Annotated in this window: 17 protein-coding genes; 3 read left to right on the forward strand and 14 right to left on the reverse strand. The window is 40.5% G+C overall.

Going from position 1 to position 16,005, the window contains the following annotated elements; genetic code table 11:
• Positions 1 to 31: 31 nt before the first annotated feature.
• The 8 genes from GP480_RS01190 to GP480_RS01225 all read right to left on the reverse strand — a co-directional run bounded on the left by GP480_RS01190 (position 32) and on the right by GP480_RS01225 (position 7,368).
• Complete coding sequence (locus GP480_RS01190) at positions 32 to 976, reverse strand: hypothetical protein (RefSeq protein ID WP_160095120.1); 945 nt, start codon at positions 974 to 976, stop codon at positions 32 to 34.
• Positions 977 to 994: 18 nt separating this feature from the next.
• Positions 995 to 1,330 (reverse strand): ferredoxin family 2Fe-2S iron-sulfur cluster binding protein, encoded by a 336-nt coding sequence (locus GP480_RS01195; protein WP_160095122.1) that lies wholly within the window; start codon positions 1,328 to 1,330, stop codon positions 995 to 997.
• A 1-nt stretch (position 1,331) separates the two neighbouring features.
• The gene (locus GP480_RS01200) at positions 1,332 to 3,113 is read right to left on the reverse strand and encodes an Hsp70 family protein (protein ID WP_160095124.1); all 1,782 of its coding nucleotides are present in this window, start codon (positions 3,111 to 3,113) and stop codon (positions 1,332 to 1,334) included.
• Complete coding sequence (gene hscB, locus GP480_RS01205; RefSeq protein ID WP_160095126.1) at positions 3,091 to 3,570, reverse strand: Fe-S protein assembly co-chaperone HscB; 480 nt, start codon at positions 3,568 to 3,570, stop codon at positions 3,091 to 3,093. Before hscB ends, GP480_RS01200 begins: the two co-directional genes overlap by 23 nt.
• Before the next feature lie 118 nt (positions 3,571 to 3,688).
• Positions 3,689 to 4,054: a HesB/IscA family protein gene (locus tag GP480_RS01210; protein WP_160095128.1), complete on the reverse strand. Its 366-nt coding sequence runs from the start codon at positions 4,052 to 4,054 to the stop codon at positions 3,689 to 3,691.
• A gap of 27 nt (positions 4,055 to 4,081) precedes the next feature.
• Positions 4,082 to 4,498 carry a Fe-S cluster assembly scaffold IscU gene (gene iscU / locus GP480_RS01215; RefSeq protein WP_160095130.1) on the reverse strand — a complete coding sequence of 139 codons (417 nt, stop codon included), beginning with the start codon at positions 4,496 to 4,498 and terminating at the stop codon, positions 4,082 to 4,084.
• Between the two features lie 55 nt (positions 4,499 to 4,553).
• Positions 4,554 to 5,768 carry an IscS subfamily cysteine desulfurase gene (locus tag GP480_RS01220; RefSeq protein WP_160095132.1) on the reverse strand — a complete coding sequence of 405 codons (1,215 nt, stop codon included), beginning with the start codon at positions 5,766 to 5,768 and terminating at the stop codon, positions 4,554 to 4,556.
• A 37-nt stretch (positions 5,769 to 5,805) separates the two neighbouring features.
• Positions 5,806 to 7,368 (reverse strand): aminotransferase class V-fold PLP-dependent enzyme, encoded by a 1,563-nt coding sequence (locus GP480_RS01225; RefSeq protein WP_160095134.1) that lies wholly within the window; start codon positions 7,366 to 7,368, stop codon positions 5,806 to 5,808.
• 342 nt (positions 7,369 to 7,710) lie between these two features.
• Between GP480_RS01225 and GP480_RS01230 the strand changes: the two genes are divergently transcribed.
• Genes GP480_RS01230 through pth form a run of 3 tightly spaced genes read left to right on the forward strand, consistent with a single transcriptional unit; the run spans position 7,711 to position 10,506 of the window.
• Positions 7,711 to 9,345 carry an ABC transporter permease gene (locus GP480_RS01230; RefSeq protein WP_160095136.1) on the forward strand — a complete coding sequence of 545 codons (1,635 nt, stop codon included), beginning with the start codon at positions 7,711 to 7,713 and terminating at the stop codon, positions 9,343 to 9,345.
• A complete protein-coding gene (locus GP480_RS01235; RefSeq protein WP_160095138.1) occupies positions 9,329 to 9,916 on the forward strand; it encodes a 50S ribosomal protein L25 in 588 nt (195 codons plus the stop codon). The genes GP480_RS01230 and GP480_RS01235 overlap by 17 nt, the downstream gene beginning before the upstream one ends.
• Positions 9,916 to 10,506 carry an aminoacyl-tRNA hydrolase gene (gene pth, locus GP480_RS01240; protein ID WP_160095140.1) on the forward strand — a complete coding sequence of 197 codons (591 nt, stop codon included), beginning with the start codon at positions 9,916 to 9,918 and terminating at the stop codon, positions 10,504 to 10,506. Before GP480_RS01235 ends, pth begins: the two co-directional genes overlap by 1 nt.
• A 72-nt stretch (positions 10,507 to 10,578) precedes the next feature.
• Here pth and gshA read toward each other — a convergent pair whose 3' ends face one another.
• The 6 genes from gshA to GP480_RS01270 form a co-directional block, all read right to left on the reverse strand.
• Positions 10,579 to 11,766, reverse strand: coding sequence for a glutamate--cysteine ligase (gshA, locus tag GP480_RS01245; protein WP_160095142.1), 1,188 nt, complete (start codon positions 11,764 to 11,766; stop codon positions 10,579 to 10,581).
• Positions 11,767 to 11,939: 173 nt separating this feature from the next.
• A complete protein-coding gene (gene coaE / locus GP480_RS01250; RefSeq protein WP_160096082.1) occupies positions 11,940 to 12,551 on the reverse strand; it encodes a dephospho-CoA kinase in 612 nt (203 codons plus the stop codon).
• Positions 12,551 to 13,312 (reverse strand): NAD kinase, encoded by a 762-nt coding sequence (locus GP480_RS01255; protein ID WP_160095144.1) that lies wholly within the window; start codon positions 13,310 to 13,312, stop codon positions 12,551 to 12,553. The genes coaE and GP480_RS01255 overlap by 1 nt, the downstream gene beginning before the upstream one ends.
• A 2-nt stretch (positions 13,313 to 13,314) precedes the next feature.
• Positions 13,315 to 13,584, reverse strand: a complete 270-nt coding sequence (gene grxC, locus GP480_RS01260) for a glutaredoxin 3 (RefSeq protein ID WP_160095146.1) — start codon at positions 13,582 to 13,584, stop codon at positions 13,315 to 13,317.
• A gap of 357 nt (positions 13,585 to 13,941) precedes the next feature.
• A complete protein-coding gene (locus GP480_RS04075; RefSeq protein ID WP_160095148.1) occupies positions 13,942 to 14,109 on the reverse strand; it encodes an HIG1 domain-containing protein in 168 nt (55 codons plus the stop codon).
• 5 nt (positions 14,110 to 14,114) lie between these two features.
• Positions 14,115 to 15,977, reverse strand: coding sequence for a sigma-70 family RNA polymerase sigma factor (locus tag GP480_RS01270; protein ID WP_160095150.1), 1,863 nt, complete (start codon positions 15,975 to 15,977; stop codon positions 14,115 to 14,117).
• Positions 15,978 to 16,005: the final 28 nt, after the last annotated feature.

Raw genomic sequence — 16,005 nt, forward strand, 5'->3', positions numbered from 1 at the left:
ATCAATTATAATATAGGAAAAGAGGGCAATTTCAGAACATTTTTAGTAGAGGAATCATATTTTGTTTGGTTCCAATTACCAACTCTTCATTTTTGTCTTGCACACATACGTGCAGAGTATCATGGTTCTCATCCACAAATTGACGCATCTTCGCGAAAAATCCATATACCTTTTGTGCTGTGACGCCACTGTCTAAGCTTTTCTCAACTGCTGATAGTAAAGAATTTGCCCCCTGTGCAGTTAAGCATATTTCACCTTTGGCAAAAGATATGTAACCTGCTGAAAGTGCTATTTTTCCAGTTATGTCGCACCTGTGTTCTGGTGTTGAGATATCAAGCTTTTTCACAGCTAACGTATAAGTGGGAGGTCTCTCATATAGATTTACTAGTGTCATATCAGTTTTGATTTTTTTTGTACCTCCACTAGTGCTGAGAATTACGTCGGTCTTACTTTCCAGTGAGCTTTTCTGTAGATGACTAATTCTCAAGGCTAGATCAAAGAGAATCGTATCACCTCTAGTGTTTTTGTTTTGTAGATAACACTCCAGGCTGTCTTTCTCAATCGAAAGGGTAAGACCATTTTGCCCAGCTGACATACTTGATATGGACGCCTCATCTAGGTTTGTGCAGTGAAACTGTCCATCAGCTGCAGAAATAATAACTGTCGTAGTTGGATTCTTTACTTCTATTTCGTTCTTCCAGGGGACACCGGTGAAGATAAGCTTATCGAACTTCACAAGGAGCGGCTTCTCCAGGCCTTCTATTTTGAGAACTGGCTTCGTGAAGGAAACTCTGGATTTGTACTCGAAAAATCCTTCAAGTTGGTAGCCTGAATATTCAAAAAGCGAGAAGTGGTTAAGCGTAGAGGAAATGCTGTTCTTGAGAGACTGTGTTTTATAGAACCAAAACCCCGTAGCACAGAAAGCAGAGAGCACAACAACCAAGCAGCAGTAGAAAAAAAAGCGAACCTTACTCATGTCTTGGTAACAAACCCATTACTTTATATTTCTTGTCGCGCTTGGAAGCTTCACTTTAATCCCATCTATACGCTCATTCATTACGATTTGGCAGCCCAATCTTGACGTAGCAGATAGACCGAACGCAAGGTCTAGCATGTCATCTTCATCGTCGGAGATAGGAGGCAGTTTGTCGAACCATTGTGGTTCAACTATCACGTGACAAGTAGAACACGCAAGAGAACCTTCACATGCGCCCTCTAAGTCAATACCGTTTCTGTGTGCCACCGTGAGAACAGTTTCCCCTTCATGAGCAGTACAACAATGCTCTTTGCCATCCGGTTCAACGAAAGTTATTTTTAGCGCCTTCGACATATCAGATTTTATTTAGGTCTATTTTCATCTTCTTAAAAAGAAAGTCCAACCTACGCTTCAGGAACGGTTCCGAGACTTGTTCCAATTCCTTGGTTGCTTTCCTAATTTCGATGCTATCACATTTTTGTATACTTCTTTCTATAAGTTGCATATGTCTATCGATTATTTTTTTTTCACCGTCGCAGAGTAAAGATGCGTTCTCGAGCAAGGCTTTCTTTAAAACCTGTAAAATACGTTCGGCGTGTTTCTGCGCATCTGTTACTGACCTTCTTTTTATATCTTCTGTGAGGTTAATTAGGGAATCTTCTACCATTTTCTCCACCGTTTCCCTTTTTAATCCATAATGTGGGTTTATTTCAATTGTTTGTGCTTTTCCTGTAAACAATTCGATTGCACTTACCTTTAATATTCCATCTTCATTTATACCAAAGGTAATCTCTATTCGTGCCTTACCCATTGGAAGCGGGGGTAGGTTGTTAAGTGTAAACTCCGCTAAGTACCTATTATCAGAAGCGAATTCTCTTTCCCCTTGTAAGACACGTATCTTAAAAGAGGTTTGATTATCAACCGCATTGGTGAGTACTTGTGACTGTTTGACTGGAATTGGAGTATCTTTCATGATGATTTTCTCCATCGTACCGTCAAGAGTCTCTATTCCTAATGAGAGTGGTAGAACATCTAATAAAAGTACCCTTCTAGGATTTTTATTGTTCAGAAAGCTCCCCATTAGTGCTGCGCCGCAAGCAACAATTGTTTCTGGATTAACTTCGGTTACTACTTTTTCTTCCCCAAAAAAGGCGGAAACTCTGCTTCTTATCATTGGTACTCTCGTTGACCCGCCAACAAGAAGAAGACCATCAATATCTTCTACAGAAAGGGTGCTTGCTCTAAGAGCGCGTTTCACTATGTTGATTGTTTTCTCTACATCTTTTTCTATGACTTTTTCAAATTCATCCAACGTGACGTCAAAACATATGTTTTGTCCTCGGTAGTCAAAGTACTCTGTTACTCTGTTTCGATGAGTCAGTTCTTCTTTGATCTTCACACAAATCGCTAGTAAGACTGCTTTTTCCTCATCTGTGGTTTCAAGTGCATGCTTCTTCGAGAGATGTTCCAACAGTGCCTGATCAAAATTATCACCACCGAGGTAATCATCACCATCGCTACAAGAAACCTTAAAAATACCTTTGTGGAATTCCAGAATTGAAACATCAAAAGTTCCACCACCCAGGTCATAGACGATGTATCTGCCTTTTTCTTTTTTCTCATCAATTCCGTAGAAAAGTGCTGCTGCAGTTGGTTCGCTCAATAGACGCACAACATTTAGTCCAGCAATCGTTGCTGCATCCTTAATTGCCGTGCGAGAAGCGTTGTCAAAGTATGCCGGGACTGTTACCACAGCCATGTTCACACAGTGTCCAAGATATTTTTCAGCTGCACTTTTTAGAGATGCAAAAATTCTGGATGCATACCCTATTGAGAGAGCGCACATCTCCTGTGGATTGTCGCGTATACTTCCCGGAATGCTCGCTTTTTTCGCAATTATCCTCTTTATTGAGAGAATGTAACCTTTACATTTTTTTGCTTCCTTTCCGACAATTATGTCCTTGCCTTTTACACCGATAGTGGACGGAAGAAGGATGCTACCATCCTCCTGAGGAATAACAACGCATTTTCCGCTATCGAATACACAAACAAGAGAATTGGTCGTTCCAAAATCTATACCTATGATGACTTCGCGATCAAGTCTTTGTCTTGGTTCACCGATTGTTATCACTTGCATAGATCCTTTGTTTTATTTTTTCTAAATATTTGAGTCCTACACAGTGCGAGCTTGCCAAGTCGTAATTTTTGCAATTAAAAGCTTCTTCCATTTGTTGCAAAGCATTGGTGTACATTTTCTCTACTAACGGTAGTACCTCTGTGGCTCCGCCGTTTTCTACTTTTTCCTCCAATTCGATGATTTGCATAAGCAGTTCTGGACGGCATCTATCCGAGAGGTTCGTGTAACCAGATAATTCTAACAAATGCTGTGCTCTGTTAACCGGATCTTTTAAAAAGTGGTACGCTTTGTTGACCAATTGAACCTTCCCATAGACAACAGAATCTTCCTGAATTGAATTAGACGTGGTTCTCAATTCTTTCTGCAGAGTGAGATAGGATTTCTCTAATGAATCTGCAGGGTCTAGAGTGAACCTTTCTTCTAACTCCAGGACCCTGAAATAATTTTTTTTTTGCATCTCACGTGGTTAACTAATCCAACTATCTTTCAAACAAGAATAAATGCACACCTACTTTCCTTGGTGTGAAGTTTAGTGTTGCACCCGTCTCGCTCAATTTAGTATCGTACTCACCTACTCAATAGTAAAAACTCTTGCCACATCCACATCTTCCTTTCTCCTTGGGATTTTTAAAAACGAATCCACTTTTGAATTTTGTTTCTTCATACTCTATTTGGGTTCCAATAATTCTAAGCATCGTTTTTGGATCAACAAATAATACTACCTTTCCACCTGGCTCTTGTACTAACTCTACAACTTCATCACATAGTGTTGCCTCTTCGACGTACTCCATGCCGTATTCATTTCCGCCGCACCCCTTGGAAAGTAATTTTATTCTTATTCCCAGAGTCGACTTACCCTTTCTTTTCCTTTCATCAATTAGCTCAACAAACTTTTGAAATGCCAAGGTGCTTACTGTGATAGGTGGTCCAGTTGAGTTCATCTGAATCTAGATATGGAGAACTTTACTTTACCCTTTTTTATCTGTTGGCTCCTCAGCATTAGAAGCACCCTGTTTATCTTTAAAATCTTTGATTGCAGCTTTAATTGCGTCCTCTGCCAGCATGGAGCAATGCATCTTTATTGGCGGGAGGCACAAAGTAGATGCGATCTCGGTGTTCTTAATTTGTTCTGCTTCCTCGATACTCTTCCCGATTAGATATTCTGTTGCTAAAGAGCTTGATGCTATTGCTGAGCCACAACCGAAGGTTTTAAACTTTGCATCTACAATACAACCGTTATCATCAACTTCAATCTGTAACCTCATCACATCTCCACAGGCTGGAGCACCTACTAAACCGGTTCCTACGTTTTTTTTGTTCTTATCAATCGTACCAACATTTCTTGGGTTGTTGTAATGATTTAATACGGAATCACTATAAGCCATAAACGTCCTCCTCCTAAACTAAATATTAATATTACCTATTTTATCAACCATTTGCCTAGCTCGCATCCCATTTTATCGAGTTAAGATCTATCCCTTCCTGAGCCATTTCCCATAGAGGGCTCATCTCACGCAGCCGAATAACTTTTTTCACAAGCAACTCACCAGCCATAGTTATTTCTTCTTCTGTGTTATACCTACCAACCGAAAAGCGTATTGATGAGTGAGCGAGGTCCTCTGTGACTCCAAGTGCTTTCAGAACGTAGGATGGCTCTAAAGATGCTGATGTACACGCAGATCCGGAGCTAACAGATATTTCGGGGATTGCCATAATTATTGATTCTCCTTCAACATAAGGGAAACTGATGTTGAGATTGCCAGGTAGCCTTACTGAGGGATCCCCGTTTAAAACTACGTCTGGTATTCCTGCCTTGATTATTTTGTACAGCTTATTTGCTAGGAACTTTACTCTTTTATGTTCTTCTTCCATTACCTTTGCGGCAACTTCTGCTGCTTTTCCGAAACCAACAATCAACGGAGTAGGAAGTGTGCCGGAGCGAATACCTCTTTCTTGACCACCTCCGCTGAACAACGGTGTCAACCTTATACGAGGGTTTTTTCTACGAATGTAAAGTGCGCCAACACCCATTGGGCCGTATATCTTGTGACCAGAAATGCTCATAAGCGAGATCTGCATTTCTTCCACATTGAGTGGGATTTTACCAAAGGCTTGCGCTGCGTCCGTATGAAAGATTATCCCTGCTTCCTTGCATATTTGTCCGATCTCTTTGAGTGGTTGCAGGACACCTATTTCGTTATTTGCGGCCATGATAGAAACCATCAGGGTTGATGGTTTTATAGCTTTTTTGAGTACGTCCAAATTTACAATGCCGTTTTTCTCTACTTGAAGGTAAGTTATTGCGATTCCACTTGTTTCCAAGTTTCTACAGCTATCCAGGACGCATTTATGCTCTGTAGAAAGGGTAATTATGTGGTTTTTCTCATTTGACCGATAAAAATTAGCCACTCCCTTAATAGCTAAATTATTTGATTCTGTTGCACCAGATGTAAAAATGATGTCTTTAGGAGAAGCGCCAATAAGGTGTGCAATCTTTTCACGTGCATTTTCTACAGCGGCCTCAGCATGCCATCCGTATGAATGTGTTCTTGAATGCGGGTTGCAAGGACGGTCAAAGAAACTGACCATTGCCTCAACGACTTCCCGATCAGGTTGAGTTGTGGATTGATTATCAAGGAATATTGGTAACTTCATTTTTCATTTTCCTAGTTGGAACTATGTAATAATCATTCTATACCCTAATGTTGTATAATATCTCCCATGTTGATACAAGCTTTTTCACCTCTTCTTTTGTATTTGAAATCCCCAAGCTTATTCTAATTGCTGACTTAGCCATGTCATTGTCAAAGCCCATTGCACGTAATACATGAGATGCTTCTAGCTGTCCGGATGAACATGCTGACCCATTGCTGACACATATTCCATGCATATCGAAATGCATTAGTTGAGTTGTCCCATCAATTTCTGGGATGATGATACAACTCGTATTTGGAAGTCTTTGAGCTTTCTGGCCCAATATTACAGCCGACTTCATGCGTTTTGATACCTCATCTTCCATGTAATCTCTTAAAGATCTTATATTTTTCATATTTTTTATAGAGGCATTAATAAATGTTGATGCGCTTCCACATGCAGCTATTGCGGCAAGATTTTCAGTTCCGCTTCTGAGGTTTCTTTCTTGTCCTCCTCCCAGGATGAGTGGTTTCAGTTCTTGCAAAAGATCTTTTCTGCAAGCGAGGCATCCAGTGCCAATAATGCCTCCCATTTTGTGTGCAGAGAAAGTAATGAAATCCGGCTGCGTCTCATTAAATCTACAATGAATTCTGGAAATAGCTTGTGTAGCGTCCGTATGTACAAGCGCCTTATGCTCTTTTGCAATTTCCATTATGAGGTCCAGTGGTTGTATAACTCCAGTTTCGCTATTTGCTAGGCACACCGACACTAATTTATAACCGGGGTTTTCCAATAGAGCTCTTTCTAGACTTTCGAGCTTGATAATGCCGTTCTCGTCCACATCGACTTCGATGGGGTTATTAGCAACCTTAAGCGTCGAACTGTGGTCTGTACTGCAAACTATATGGTGGTAATTGCTTGCATTATGAAAAAGCATGTTATTTGCTTCTGTTCCAGAAGCAGTGAAGATAAGGTCATATTCTTCTAAGTTGAGATTTTTTTTTATCAGCCTACGGGCTTCTTCAATAACTTCTCTGGCTTCTTGTCCACGTCTGTGAATTGAGGACGCATTATATGGACGTTTTAAGAGAGTACACGCTTTCTCCACTGCATACCGGAAAGGGGTAGCTGTGGCATTATTATCCATATATATGATGTCTTCCTGATAAGATTCCAGTATCGATCCGTTTTGTATGTTCTTTTCTTGTCTCAGAATATCATCTGAGATGATGTCGTGAAGTGTGATGGACTCAAAAAAATTGTTGAATCTTTTCTCTAAAACAATCCATAAATTATGGGTATAGCATTTCTTTGTTTCTCCCGTACAGCTTTGCTGTCCATCACCACAACGAGTTATTTTTGGAGTGTCAGCTACGGCTTTTAGGATTTGCATTAAGAAGATTGTATCGGGTTTTTTAGCAAGTCTATAACCGCCTCCGGGACCGAGCAGAGAGTCTAAAATTCCTTGTTTTTTCAGGGGTGGTAAAATCAACTCAAGGAATTTCTCAGATATCTTTTGTCTTGACGCAATCTCCGAGGTTTTTACATATTTTTTACTGTTTGAGTGCAACGCAATATCAATAGATGCCACAATCGCATATCTTGTTTTAGCTGTGAGCATAGCGAGCCATTTTCCTCTAGACAAGGGTTATAGAATAACCACGATTCTAACATGCCTTTGCTATACAGTGCACCATCAAATACCTATCAATAAGTATGACATTCGTAATTTAATTTCTTCTTACAGGAAAAATAATGAGTTGTATCCGTAGTATGAGGTATCACTGAGGAGGTATGTTTCTGCTTGTGATCGACTCCTCATTTCCTTTGTGGAAGCAGCTTTGTTTGCTAAAGTTTCCCTGGGACAAGTGCAAATGATTTTGCTAAAAATCGGAGCCCACCTAACGTTGAATGAGACGTGCATATTTCTTATCATCTCTTTGTATGCTTGGCGGGGCTTGTAATGCAAAAGGTACTACTTAATGGACTGATTCTTCTATTTTTTGCTCCCACGTTTTCACTGATTCTACCATCGTTTAGCCCATACGGGTTTGTTTGTGCTTCTTGCTGGTTATTCGGTGAATATCTACTCAACACTCTTGCACTACTTTCTGGGGTTGGCTTTTTGACTTTTGTTTTTGGGGTTGGTTCTGCTTGTGCGGTTACATTTTTGAGTTTTCCGGGTAGAAGACTGTTGAGAATGCTGTTATTTTTCCCGATTGCTGTTCCAGGTTACATAATGGCGCTTTCCTATGTGCAGTTCTTTGGCTTTTCGTCTGAGTTTTCGAGTTTCTTGAGAGATGTTTTTGGTGTGCAGCACTTGCTGAGAATCAACTCTTTGTATGGGGCAATTTTTGTTATGAGCGTCGCGTTTTACCCATATGTCTACATACTGTGCTTAGCTAGGATTTCTTCTATTGGTGGGGCAATAGCAATATCAAGAAGCTGTGGAAAATCTTTTCTTTCCAGTATGTTTGAAGTTGTGATTCCAATAGCGAGACCAGCTATAGTTGGTGGGATCACACTTGTGTTGATGGAAGTGATTTCAGACTTTGGGATAATGCAATTTTTTGGTCTGCAGACCTTTGTAACGGGTATATATAGGAAGTGGTTCCTACTGAATGATGTCATCGGTGCATCGAGGTTGATTCTGTTTTTGCTACTGTTTGTTGTAGGAATGATTTTTCTCGAGAAACTTCTAAGACAAGGTGCTCTTTATTCTAATGTGATAGGGGACCCTCGTTTAGACTGTTGTTGGCACCTTAAGGGCTACAAAGCCGTCCTTGTTCCGCTTTTGCTGTCCTTACTTCCACTTTCAGGTTTAGTTTTCCCAATAGTTTCACTCGCGATTCTAAGCATTGATGCAGTTCCGGATTATAAGCTCTTGTCTCTTACTTTTAAAAGTATCCAGATTGCCTTAATAGTCTCCTTTTTTACAATTCTGGTCGCATCTTTTTTTGTTTATATGGAGAAAAAGAAAAAGATAGGGGCGACTGCCTTTCAGCTGTCCAATTTAGGCTACTCGGTTCCTGGGTTGGTTGTGGGAATGGGCATAATAAACTTTTTCGCTAGCGGTTCGTCATTTCTGTCATATGTACCACTACCAGGGTTGCACATTTTTACGATTGGGACGTTCACAGCCCTGATTTATGCATATGTCTTTCGCTTTCTTGCTCTGGGTTCTAACAGTATAAAATCTGGCATGGAAAAAATACCCAACGAAATTCCTTGGACTATGATGCTTATAGGAAAAAGCGGTTTCATCGATACAGTGCGTGTTTATTCGCCGATGTTGGTTGGGTCTTTGGTTAGTGCTGCTATGCTTATTTTTCTTGATACGCTTAAAGAACTGCCGTTGACTTTGCTTGTGAGGCCTTTCAACTTTGAAACAATGTCCACACGTGTGTACGAGCTTGTCATGGATGAAAGATATGAAGATGCTGCAATGCCAGCACTCATAATGACAGCTATATGTATTGTAATAACTTGGTTTCTTACGCGCAGTGCATACGCTGGAGATTTGCGTAATCTGAAAAAACGATCTAAAATCGGGTGTTTCTGCGATGTTTGCTTAGGTAAGAATGGTTGTTTCGATTGAGTGTATTCCTAGAACCAGTTTTGGTGGACGCAGTGCTGGTGTTTTGCGCAAATCTGGATTCGTGCCGGCTGTTATCTATGGGAAGGACCGAGAAAATATAAACGTTGCCATTTCTGTTAGAGATGTGAGCAAATATTTTACAGCTTTGTCAGGTAGTGGAATTGTGGAGTTGTCTTGCGAAGGGGAAGTGCATAAGGTAGTTCCTAAAGCGTATGAACTCCACCCGGTTTCTTCTGTTGTGTTGCATTTGGATTTTGTTTTTGCTTGTGAACATGCCTCGAAGTTTCAAGTTCCACTCAATTTTATAAACTCTGGAAAGTCCGAAGCGATAAGGCTCGGTGCAATGCTCAATATAGTCAAGCGGACCGTCCTTGTCAGGTGTACGGCAGCCAATCTTCCTAAAAGTATTCCTGTAGATGTAGAGAATGCTAAGGTGGGTGACTCAATCAAGTTCTCTGATCTGATTTTTCCTGATGGGGTTGTGCCGCTTGCGAAGGATGCAAACTCGGTTGTTGCGACGGTTGTGGGTAAGAAAGCTACTAAGGCTGGTACTGCGACTGCTACCGCGTAATGTCGGAGTTTCGCACACTTGTTTTGTGTGGTCTAGGTAATCCAGGATTGCGGTATGTGAAGACGCGGCATAACCTTGGGTTCATGCTGCTTGATTATATTAGGTGTACCTTTTCTTTCCCGGAGTTTCTTCCCAGATTTTCTGGTCTTTTATCTTCAGGGCGGGTTTCTTCCTCTGTTTTACACTTGTTCAAGCCGGTGACCTTTATGAATAATTCCGGTGGGCCGCTTTTGCAGTTAGTCAACTTTTATAAAGTCGAGCTCGAAAATGTAATTGTCTTTCATGACGATATCGATCTTGATTTTGCTAAAGTGAAGATAAAAAAGGGTGGGGGCTCTGGGGGTCATAATGGATTAAAATCTCTTGATGCCAACTTGGGTACGGACTATTGGAGGTTTCGCTTCGGTGTGGGAAGAGGTATGGGTGATCCGGCTGTATATGTTTTGTCGCGTTTCACTGTGCTGGATTTGGAGCGTTTGAATAAGTCATTTAGATTTATTGGTGCGAATCTTCCTCTTCTTTTAAGTAATATTACTATGCACAAAGAGAAGTTCCTTAATGAATACAGTCTCACGGTCAACAAAGAATAGTCCGATAAAATAGTGTGACACACTTCTGCGTACGAGTTTGAATGGATACCACTATCGGTCCGTTGCGCTTTCCTACTCTAGTCTGAAAGTGCTTGATTCCAGTGCTGCAACGATATTTTTATTGTCTACGGCTTGGGCCTCCTTTTCTGCTGCGATAATAATAAGGTTACTTACAACTTGTAATTGTGTGTCGGTCATTTTTGCGGCGGTGTGATCAACGAAATGCATTCCAGAGCTGTTTAAGTTTTGTCGTGCATCGTGTTTCGTATTATAACGTGTTGCAAACGCAATTTTCTCCCCTAAAACCGAGTACATAAGGGTTTCTGCAGGGTAGTTGAGATAATATTCTTCGGTTTCTATGCCTTCCTGGACTATAACACTTGTAATTGCAGTATTACCTTTAGTAATTCCTAACTTTTTACGTTTTTTTTTGTTCATGGAGAGGACTTCTTTTCCACTGCTTGCGGTAAGAATCCCCATACCGTAACTGCCGCTATTTGCTTTAATAAAAACAAATGGTTTTGACGATATATCATACTTCTCGTAGTTTTTCTGGATCTTTTGAATTATTCCATCTACAACATTTGCGAGTCTTATAAGGCTTTCTTGAGTGTCAAAGTTAATGTTATTACAAGCTTCTGAATAAGCACACAATAACCATGGGTCTAACTCAAAAGTGTTGGAGAATTCCTCTACTGTTTTTTCATAGTACGGGAAATACTGACTTTTTGTTCTTTTCCACCAACCTAATAGTGGGGAAGGAAGACACGGCTGAATCACTCCCAAGAGTACAGAGGGGTCAAGCGAAATCATATCATTGTTCAGCACTATTAAATCTGGAATCACACCGCTTTCCGTGATGATTCTTTTATCTTTTATATAAAAAGTTTCTGTGTTTATGTTTTCTATTTTCTGGTCACTAGGATTTCCGAGAATGACGGTGTTTTTTGCATCCTCAAACAGTTTTTTCAGTGCACGAACGTTACTTAAGTAGTGTGTATTCCGGGTATGCGTCTCTATGATCAATAAAATTGTCTTTCCTGTATAGTGCTCATAAATCAGCCTTGTTGCAAGTGCTCGACTTTCATTATTGAGTAGGTGAAATCCGGCCGGAAAGACGTTTACATCTACCGGGGCAAGTTTAAATTTAGCACTCCTTATGTCTGCTGAGAGATACAACAACCCTCCACTAATTCTACTGCGGCACCACCGATGGATTTCCTCTATATTCGTAGAAACTCTTAAGAAATATCTATCCATTGAGAAGAGCGCTCCTTTAGGGATTTATTGTGTCGCGAAGCATTTGTGTAAAAGGGAAGGGAGCAATTCTAGCATGGATTTTCACCTGTGTAAAATAACATTCTTTATTCTGGAAAATTTCCCTAGGACCACTCTGCCTGACAAACAGGCTTTCTGAGCCTCTACGAAGAAACTCAAGAACACCATTGTTCTAATGTGGTAGGTTTCCGTTTTGTTCGCACGAATTGAGTGTACTTGTAGAGTTCATATTTTGCTAGACCAGATGAAATTACAATCACTCTTCTACCACACTTGTCTCGTTGTAGAAATTTGATCTTACATAATGCATCCAGTTTTGTTGAGTGATGACACCGTTGTTTCAGGCGGGTTGATCTAAGGCCTTCACTTGTTTGCAGAAAGAAGATACTCTCGCAAAGTTTATCTGCGCCGATTCTGAATAAGAGTGGAAGGTCCAGGATAATTGTACTCATTCTTCTCCTTCTACAGAGCTTAATGAACGCGTACATTTTTTCTCTAACTATTGGATGAACAATCTGTTCAATCTTTTCTAGTAGATTGGGTTGTTCAATAATACAAGAAAGAAGCTGAGTCCGATTTACTTCTCTTTGATTATTTCTACATCCAAGAATGTCATTTATTGTTCTTATCAATGTGACGTTTTCCCTGTAAAGTGTATGGACAACTTTATCTGCGTCAAATACTGTACAGCGCAGTAGACGGGACAAAATAGACGAAAAATATGTCTTGCCTGAAGCCATTCTTCCAGTAACACCGATAGCTTTCATCAACGAAATTGAGTCCTTATAATCTTGTCATATAGACTCTCGCTGGCTGCAAACAACGCAGAAACAGTCTTCTTTTTATCTATGGAGATTCTTGCTCTTTCTACTCTTAAAAAGATTTGCGCATCTCCTGCAGCAATCACGGGCCTTCTATCATGGTGGTGGACCTTGATCTCTATTATACTATCTCTTGGTAGCACTAGACTCTTAAACCCTTTTGGTATAAATGAATTAATTCCGGTCAGAACAATGCAATGTGAGTTGAGCGATAATACTGCTCCACCCACAGCTAAGTTATATGCTGTGCTTCCTATTGGGGTCGAGACGATCAGTCCGTCTCCGACAAAATTTTCGGTAAGGGTTTTTCCATCTACCATTATCCCAAGCTTTGCTGCTTTTGTGTGGCTCCTGAGAAAATAACAATCATTTATTGCATTCACCACACTGCTGACGTTTTCACCAAAAAACTCCGCATTTAAAACGGGCAGGGTGTACATACTTGCACTCTCTACATCTTCGAGTAAGCGGTCTGGATGAAATTTGTTCAGTAGAAAGCCAACGTTCCCGCAATTTATCCCATAAACAGGTATCTGGCTTTCGATTGTGCTACGCAAAGTGTCAAGCATGAATCCATCGCCACCTAAAGCGAGAATGATTGATGGGTTTACTGCCTCTGGAGAATCAATGCATTTTATTCCGTAACGTGAATCAATAAATGCGGCAACGGATTTTGCCTTTTCTGAGCCAGAAGAAGAATAAAACACCTTTATTGATCGTTTAACAATAAGAGGTCATTGAGCTTGCCGCTCTCGCTGAGGGCTTTTAGATCATCAAAGCCACCTATACACATGTCATTAATAAAAATCTGTGGAACAGTCTTCTTTCCACCTGATTTTTTTACCACAACTGCAGCTAGATCTGGCTCATTGGTAATGTCCACCACCGTGTATGAGATACCTTTCCTGTTGAGCAGTTCCTTTGCCTTGGCACAGTAAGGACAAGACTCCTTCACGTATATTACAGTCTTACGATTCATAATGTGACCGTGATGATATATTGTGGCATTTATAAGCTCACATGATAGGAATATCAAGCTTTTTTAGGTTTTCTGGTTTGTACATGCATGTCGACGAGCTTTTTTAGGAACTCTAAGGTTGCAGATTACTACTAAGTAAGGGTTACACGATGTATCAACAGAGTGATTTCACAAATGTGCTGGTAACACGTATCCTCAAAATTTATGGATTATCACTGACTCAAAGATTCACACTGCATCAACAGAGAAATGCAAAAAGTATTTACCTTTAAAGTTAATGAGTGCAAGAGCAGCCTTATGTTAATTTGAGTGTAAACGGAGATTATTTACCAATGCACACGCAAGCAGTACGACATACTATTTCGGGGTGGACAACGCGAATAGTGAAACGATCGTTAAAAACTGCAAAACTATCCTAAGGAACATCAGGGTATTTCCTGATTTTTTATTGCTCACGAGTATGGATAAAACTCCGACAACTAGAACAAGAAAAGTAACCAAAAGTAAAGTCAAAAACAGGTACACAACTCCTAGTATTTAAGGAAAGTTCTTAATTTTATAGATCGACTCGGGCTTCTCATTTTCCTTAACGACTTTGATTCAATTTGTCTGATTCTTTCTCTTGTTACATTGTACAGTATACCTACTTGTTCTAGAGTGAGATTTGTTCCCCTATTAAGGTCAATTTTCAGAGACTTTAAGTAGTGCTCATCTTCGGGACTGTGCACACTATTACATAGTCCAAACCTATATCTCAGGATTTTTTCTTCTCTTGGGGAGAGCATTGCAAGCGCTTCATCCAGAACTTTCCTCAAGTTTTTTGAGAGAACCACATCCACTTGGCTTACTGCGTTCTTATCTTCTATAAAGTCGCCAAAAGAACCGCTGTTACTGTCATCGCCCACTGGTGATTCCAGACTGATCGGATCTTGATTTACCTTGAGTGACTTCTTAACCTTATCCGGAGAAATCTTAAGTAGATTTGCAATCTCCTCGACGGTAGGTTCTCTGCCATTGAGGTTGTATAGTCTCCTTCTCGTGCGCATTACCTTATTTGCAGTCTCGTGGATGTGTACAGGTTTTCTTACTATACTTCCACAATCTGCTATAGCACGGGTTATAGCTTGTCTGCACCACCAAGTTGCGTATGTAGAAAACTTATGTCCCCTTCTATGATCGAATTTATCTACTGCTTTCATCAGTCCGATATTTCCTTCTTGAATCAGATCAGGGAATGGCATGCCTCTATTAGTGTACTTCTTAGCAATTGAGATCACTAACCTTAGATTAGCTTCTACCATTCTATGTTTTGCCGCATTTGCATTATCCAGGTGAGTAGCAACCTTCCTACTTAGAAAGCTGATACTTTCGTAGTCCATTCCTTCACTTTTTTCTAGCTCTCTGACTGGAGAGAGGAATTCTTCGAGGGAGAAATGCGCGTCGCAAATATTGTGCTTCTTCAGGAGTTCTGACAGAACCTCAGTATTCAGGATGTGCACTTTACTTTTGATTAGGGTTGTTCTATCCAATCCATGTTCCTCTAGGAATGTTAGGAGTACCTTCTTCTTTTCGAGAATAAGCTCGTTCTTTCTTCGAATACTCTCAAAAAACTCAGCAAGAAGCTTTGGGTTGAGCTTCACTTGGTTCAGATGGTTTACTGCAAGAGTGTGTAGCTCTCCGTATCCTGGGTCGAGTATCACCTCACCATCTACAATTTTTACCATCTGCCCTTCTTTCACTTTATCGAGCGCGGATGTGATTATTCCCCCGAGATCTACAAAGATTTCTAAGACCTTCTCCATGAGCTCTTCGTCAGACATCTGGTTTACTTCTTCCGGTTTACCGTCTATGCCTTCAAAGAACTCATCGCCTTTGCTTGTTTCCTCAGTAAGCTCACTCTTTAATCCTGAGTCCGATTCTATCACTTCACGCAGCGAGATCGTGCCTTCTCTGAGTTTTGTTCCGAGGTCTATTATACTTTTCATTACTGAAGGGAAGAGCAAAACCGCGGAAAGCGACTCGAATTTTTCTGCTACAATAGCCTTTGCTATTTCCACCTCATCATCTCTAGAAAGGAGCTTAACGTAGCTCATCTCACGAAGGTATAGCCTTACCGGATCGTCCGTGTGACCTAATATATCAGCGGCTTCATCCTCTTCTTCATCTTCTTCCTTGACTTCCTCACTGAGCTCATCTTCTTCATCTTTCTCTAAGATGCCTATGCCTGATTCCTCCAGCTTGCTTATTGCTTCTTCTATGCAATTTAAATTTTCAAAGTCCTCATCTGAAAATGAATCGCTCAACTCACCGTATGTTACGAAACCTCTTTTTACTCCTTTGGTGATCAGGGCTTTAACAACTTGATGAAACTTAGAACTGTAACCTTTTATCATATGCTATAAATACAAAACGTCCCACACG

This window comes from Neorickettsia findlayensis, from assembly GCF_009856525.1.
GTDB classification, from domain to species: domain Bacteria; phylum Pseudomonadota; class Alphaproteobacteria; order Rickettsiales; family Anaplasmataceae; genus Neorickettsia; species Neorickettsia findlayensis.

Excerpts from the sequence above, each read along its gene's own strand:
- GP480_RS01190 (WP_160095120.1), bottom strand. The coding sequence starts at position 976 with ATGAGTAAGGTTCGCTTTTTTTTCTACTGCTGCTTGGTTGTTGTGCTC.
- GP480_RS01195 (WP_160095122.1), bottom strand. The coding sequence starts at position 1,330 with ATGTCGAAGGCGCTAAAAATAACTTTCGTTGAACCGGATGGCAAAGAG.
- GP480_RS01200 (WP_160095124.1), bottom strand. The coding sequence starts at position 3,113 with ATGCAAGTGATAACAATCGGTGAACCAAGACAAAGACTTGATCGCGAA.
- hscB (WP_160095126.1), bottom strand. The coding sequence starts at position 3,570 with ATGCAAAAAAAAAATTATTTCAGGGTCCTGGAGTTAGAAGAAAGGTTC.
- GP480_RS01210 (WP_160095128.1), bottom strand. The coding sequence starts at position 4,054 with ATGAACTCAACTGGACCACCTATCACAGTAAGCACCTTGGCATTTCAA.
- iscU (WP_160095130.1), bottom strand. The coding sequence starts at position 4,498 with ATGGCTTATAGTGATTCCGTATTAAATCATTACAACAACCCAAGAAAT.
- GP480_RS01220 (WP_160095132.1), bottom strand. The coding sequence starts at position 5,768 with ATGAAGTTACCAATATTCCTTGATAATCAATCCACAACTCAACCTGAT.
- GP480_RS01225 (WP_160095134.1), bottom strand. The coding sequence starts at position 7,368 with ATGCTCACAGCTAAAACAAGATATGCGATTGTGGCATCTATTGATATT.
- GP480_RS01230 (WP_160095136.1), top strand. The coding sequence starts at position 7,711 with ATGCAAAAGGTACTACTTAATGGACTGATTCTTCTATTTTTTGCTCCC.
- GP480_RS01235 (WP_160095138.1), top strand. The coding sequence starts at position 9,329 with ATGGTTGTTTCGATTGAGTGTATTCCTAGAACCAGTTTTGGTGGACGC.
- pth (WP_160095140.1), top strand. The coding sequence starts at position 9,916 with ATGTCGGAGTTTCGCACACTTGTTTTGTGTGGTCTAGGTAATCCAGGA.
- gshA (WP_160095142.1), bottom strand. The coding sequence starts at position 11,766 with ATGGATAGATATTTCTTAAGAGTTTCTACGAATATAGAGGAAATCCAT.
- coaE (WP_160096082.1), bottom strand. The coding sequence starts at position 12,551 with ATGAAAGCTATCGGTGTTACTGGAAGAATGGCTTCAGGCAAGACATAT.
- grxC (WP_160095146.1), bottom strand. The coding sequence starts at position 13,584 with ATGAATCGTAAGACTGTAATATACGTGAAGGAGTCTTGTCCTTACTGT.
- GP480_RS01270 (WP_160095150.1), bottom strand. The coding sequence starts at position 15,977 with ATGATAAAAGGTTACAGTTCTAAGTTTCATCAAGTTGTTAAAGCCCTG.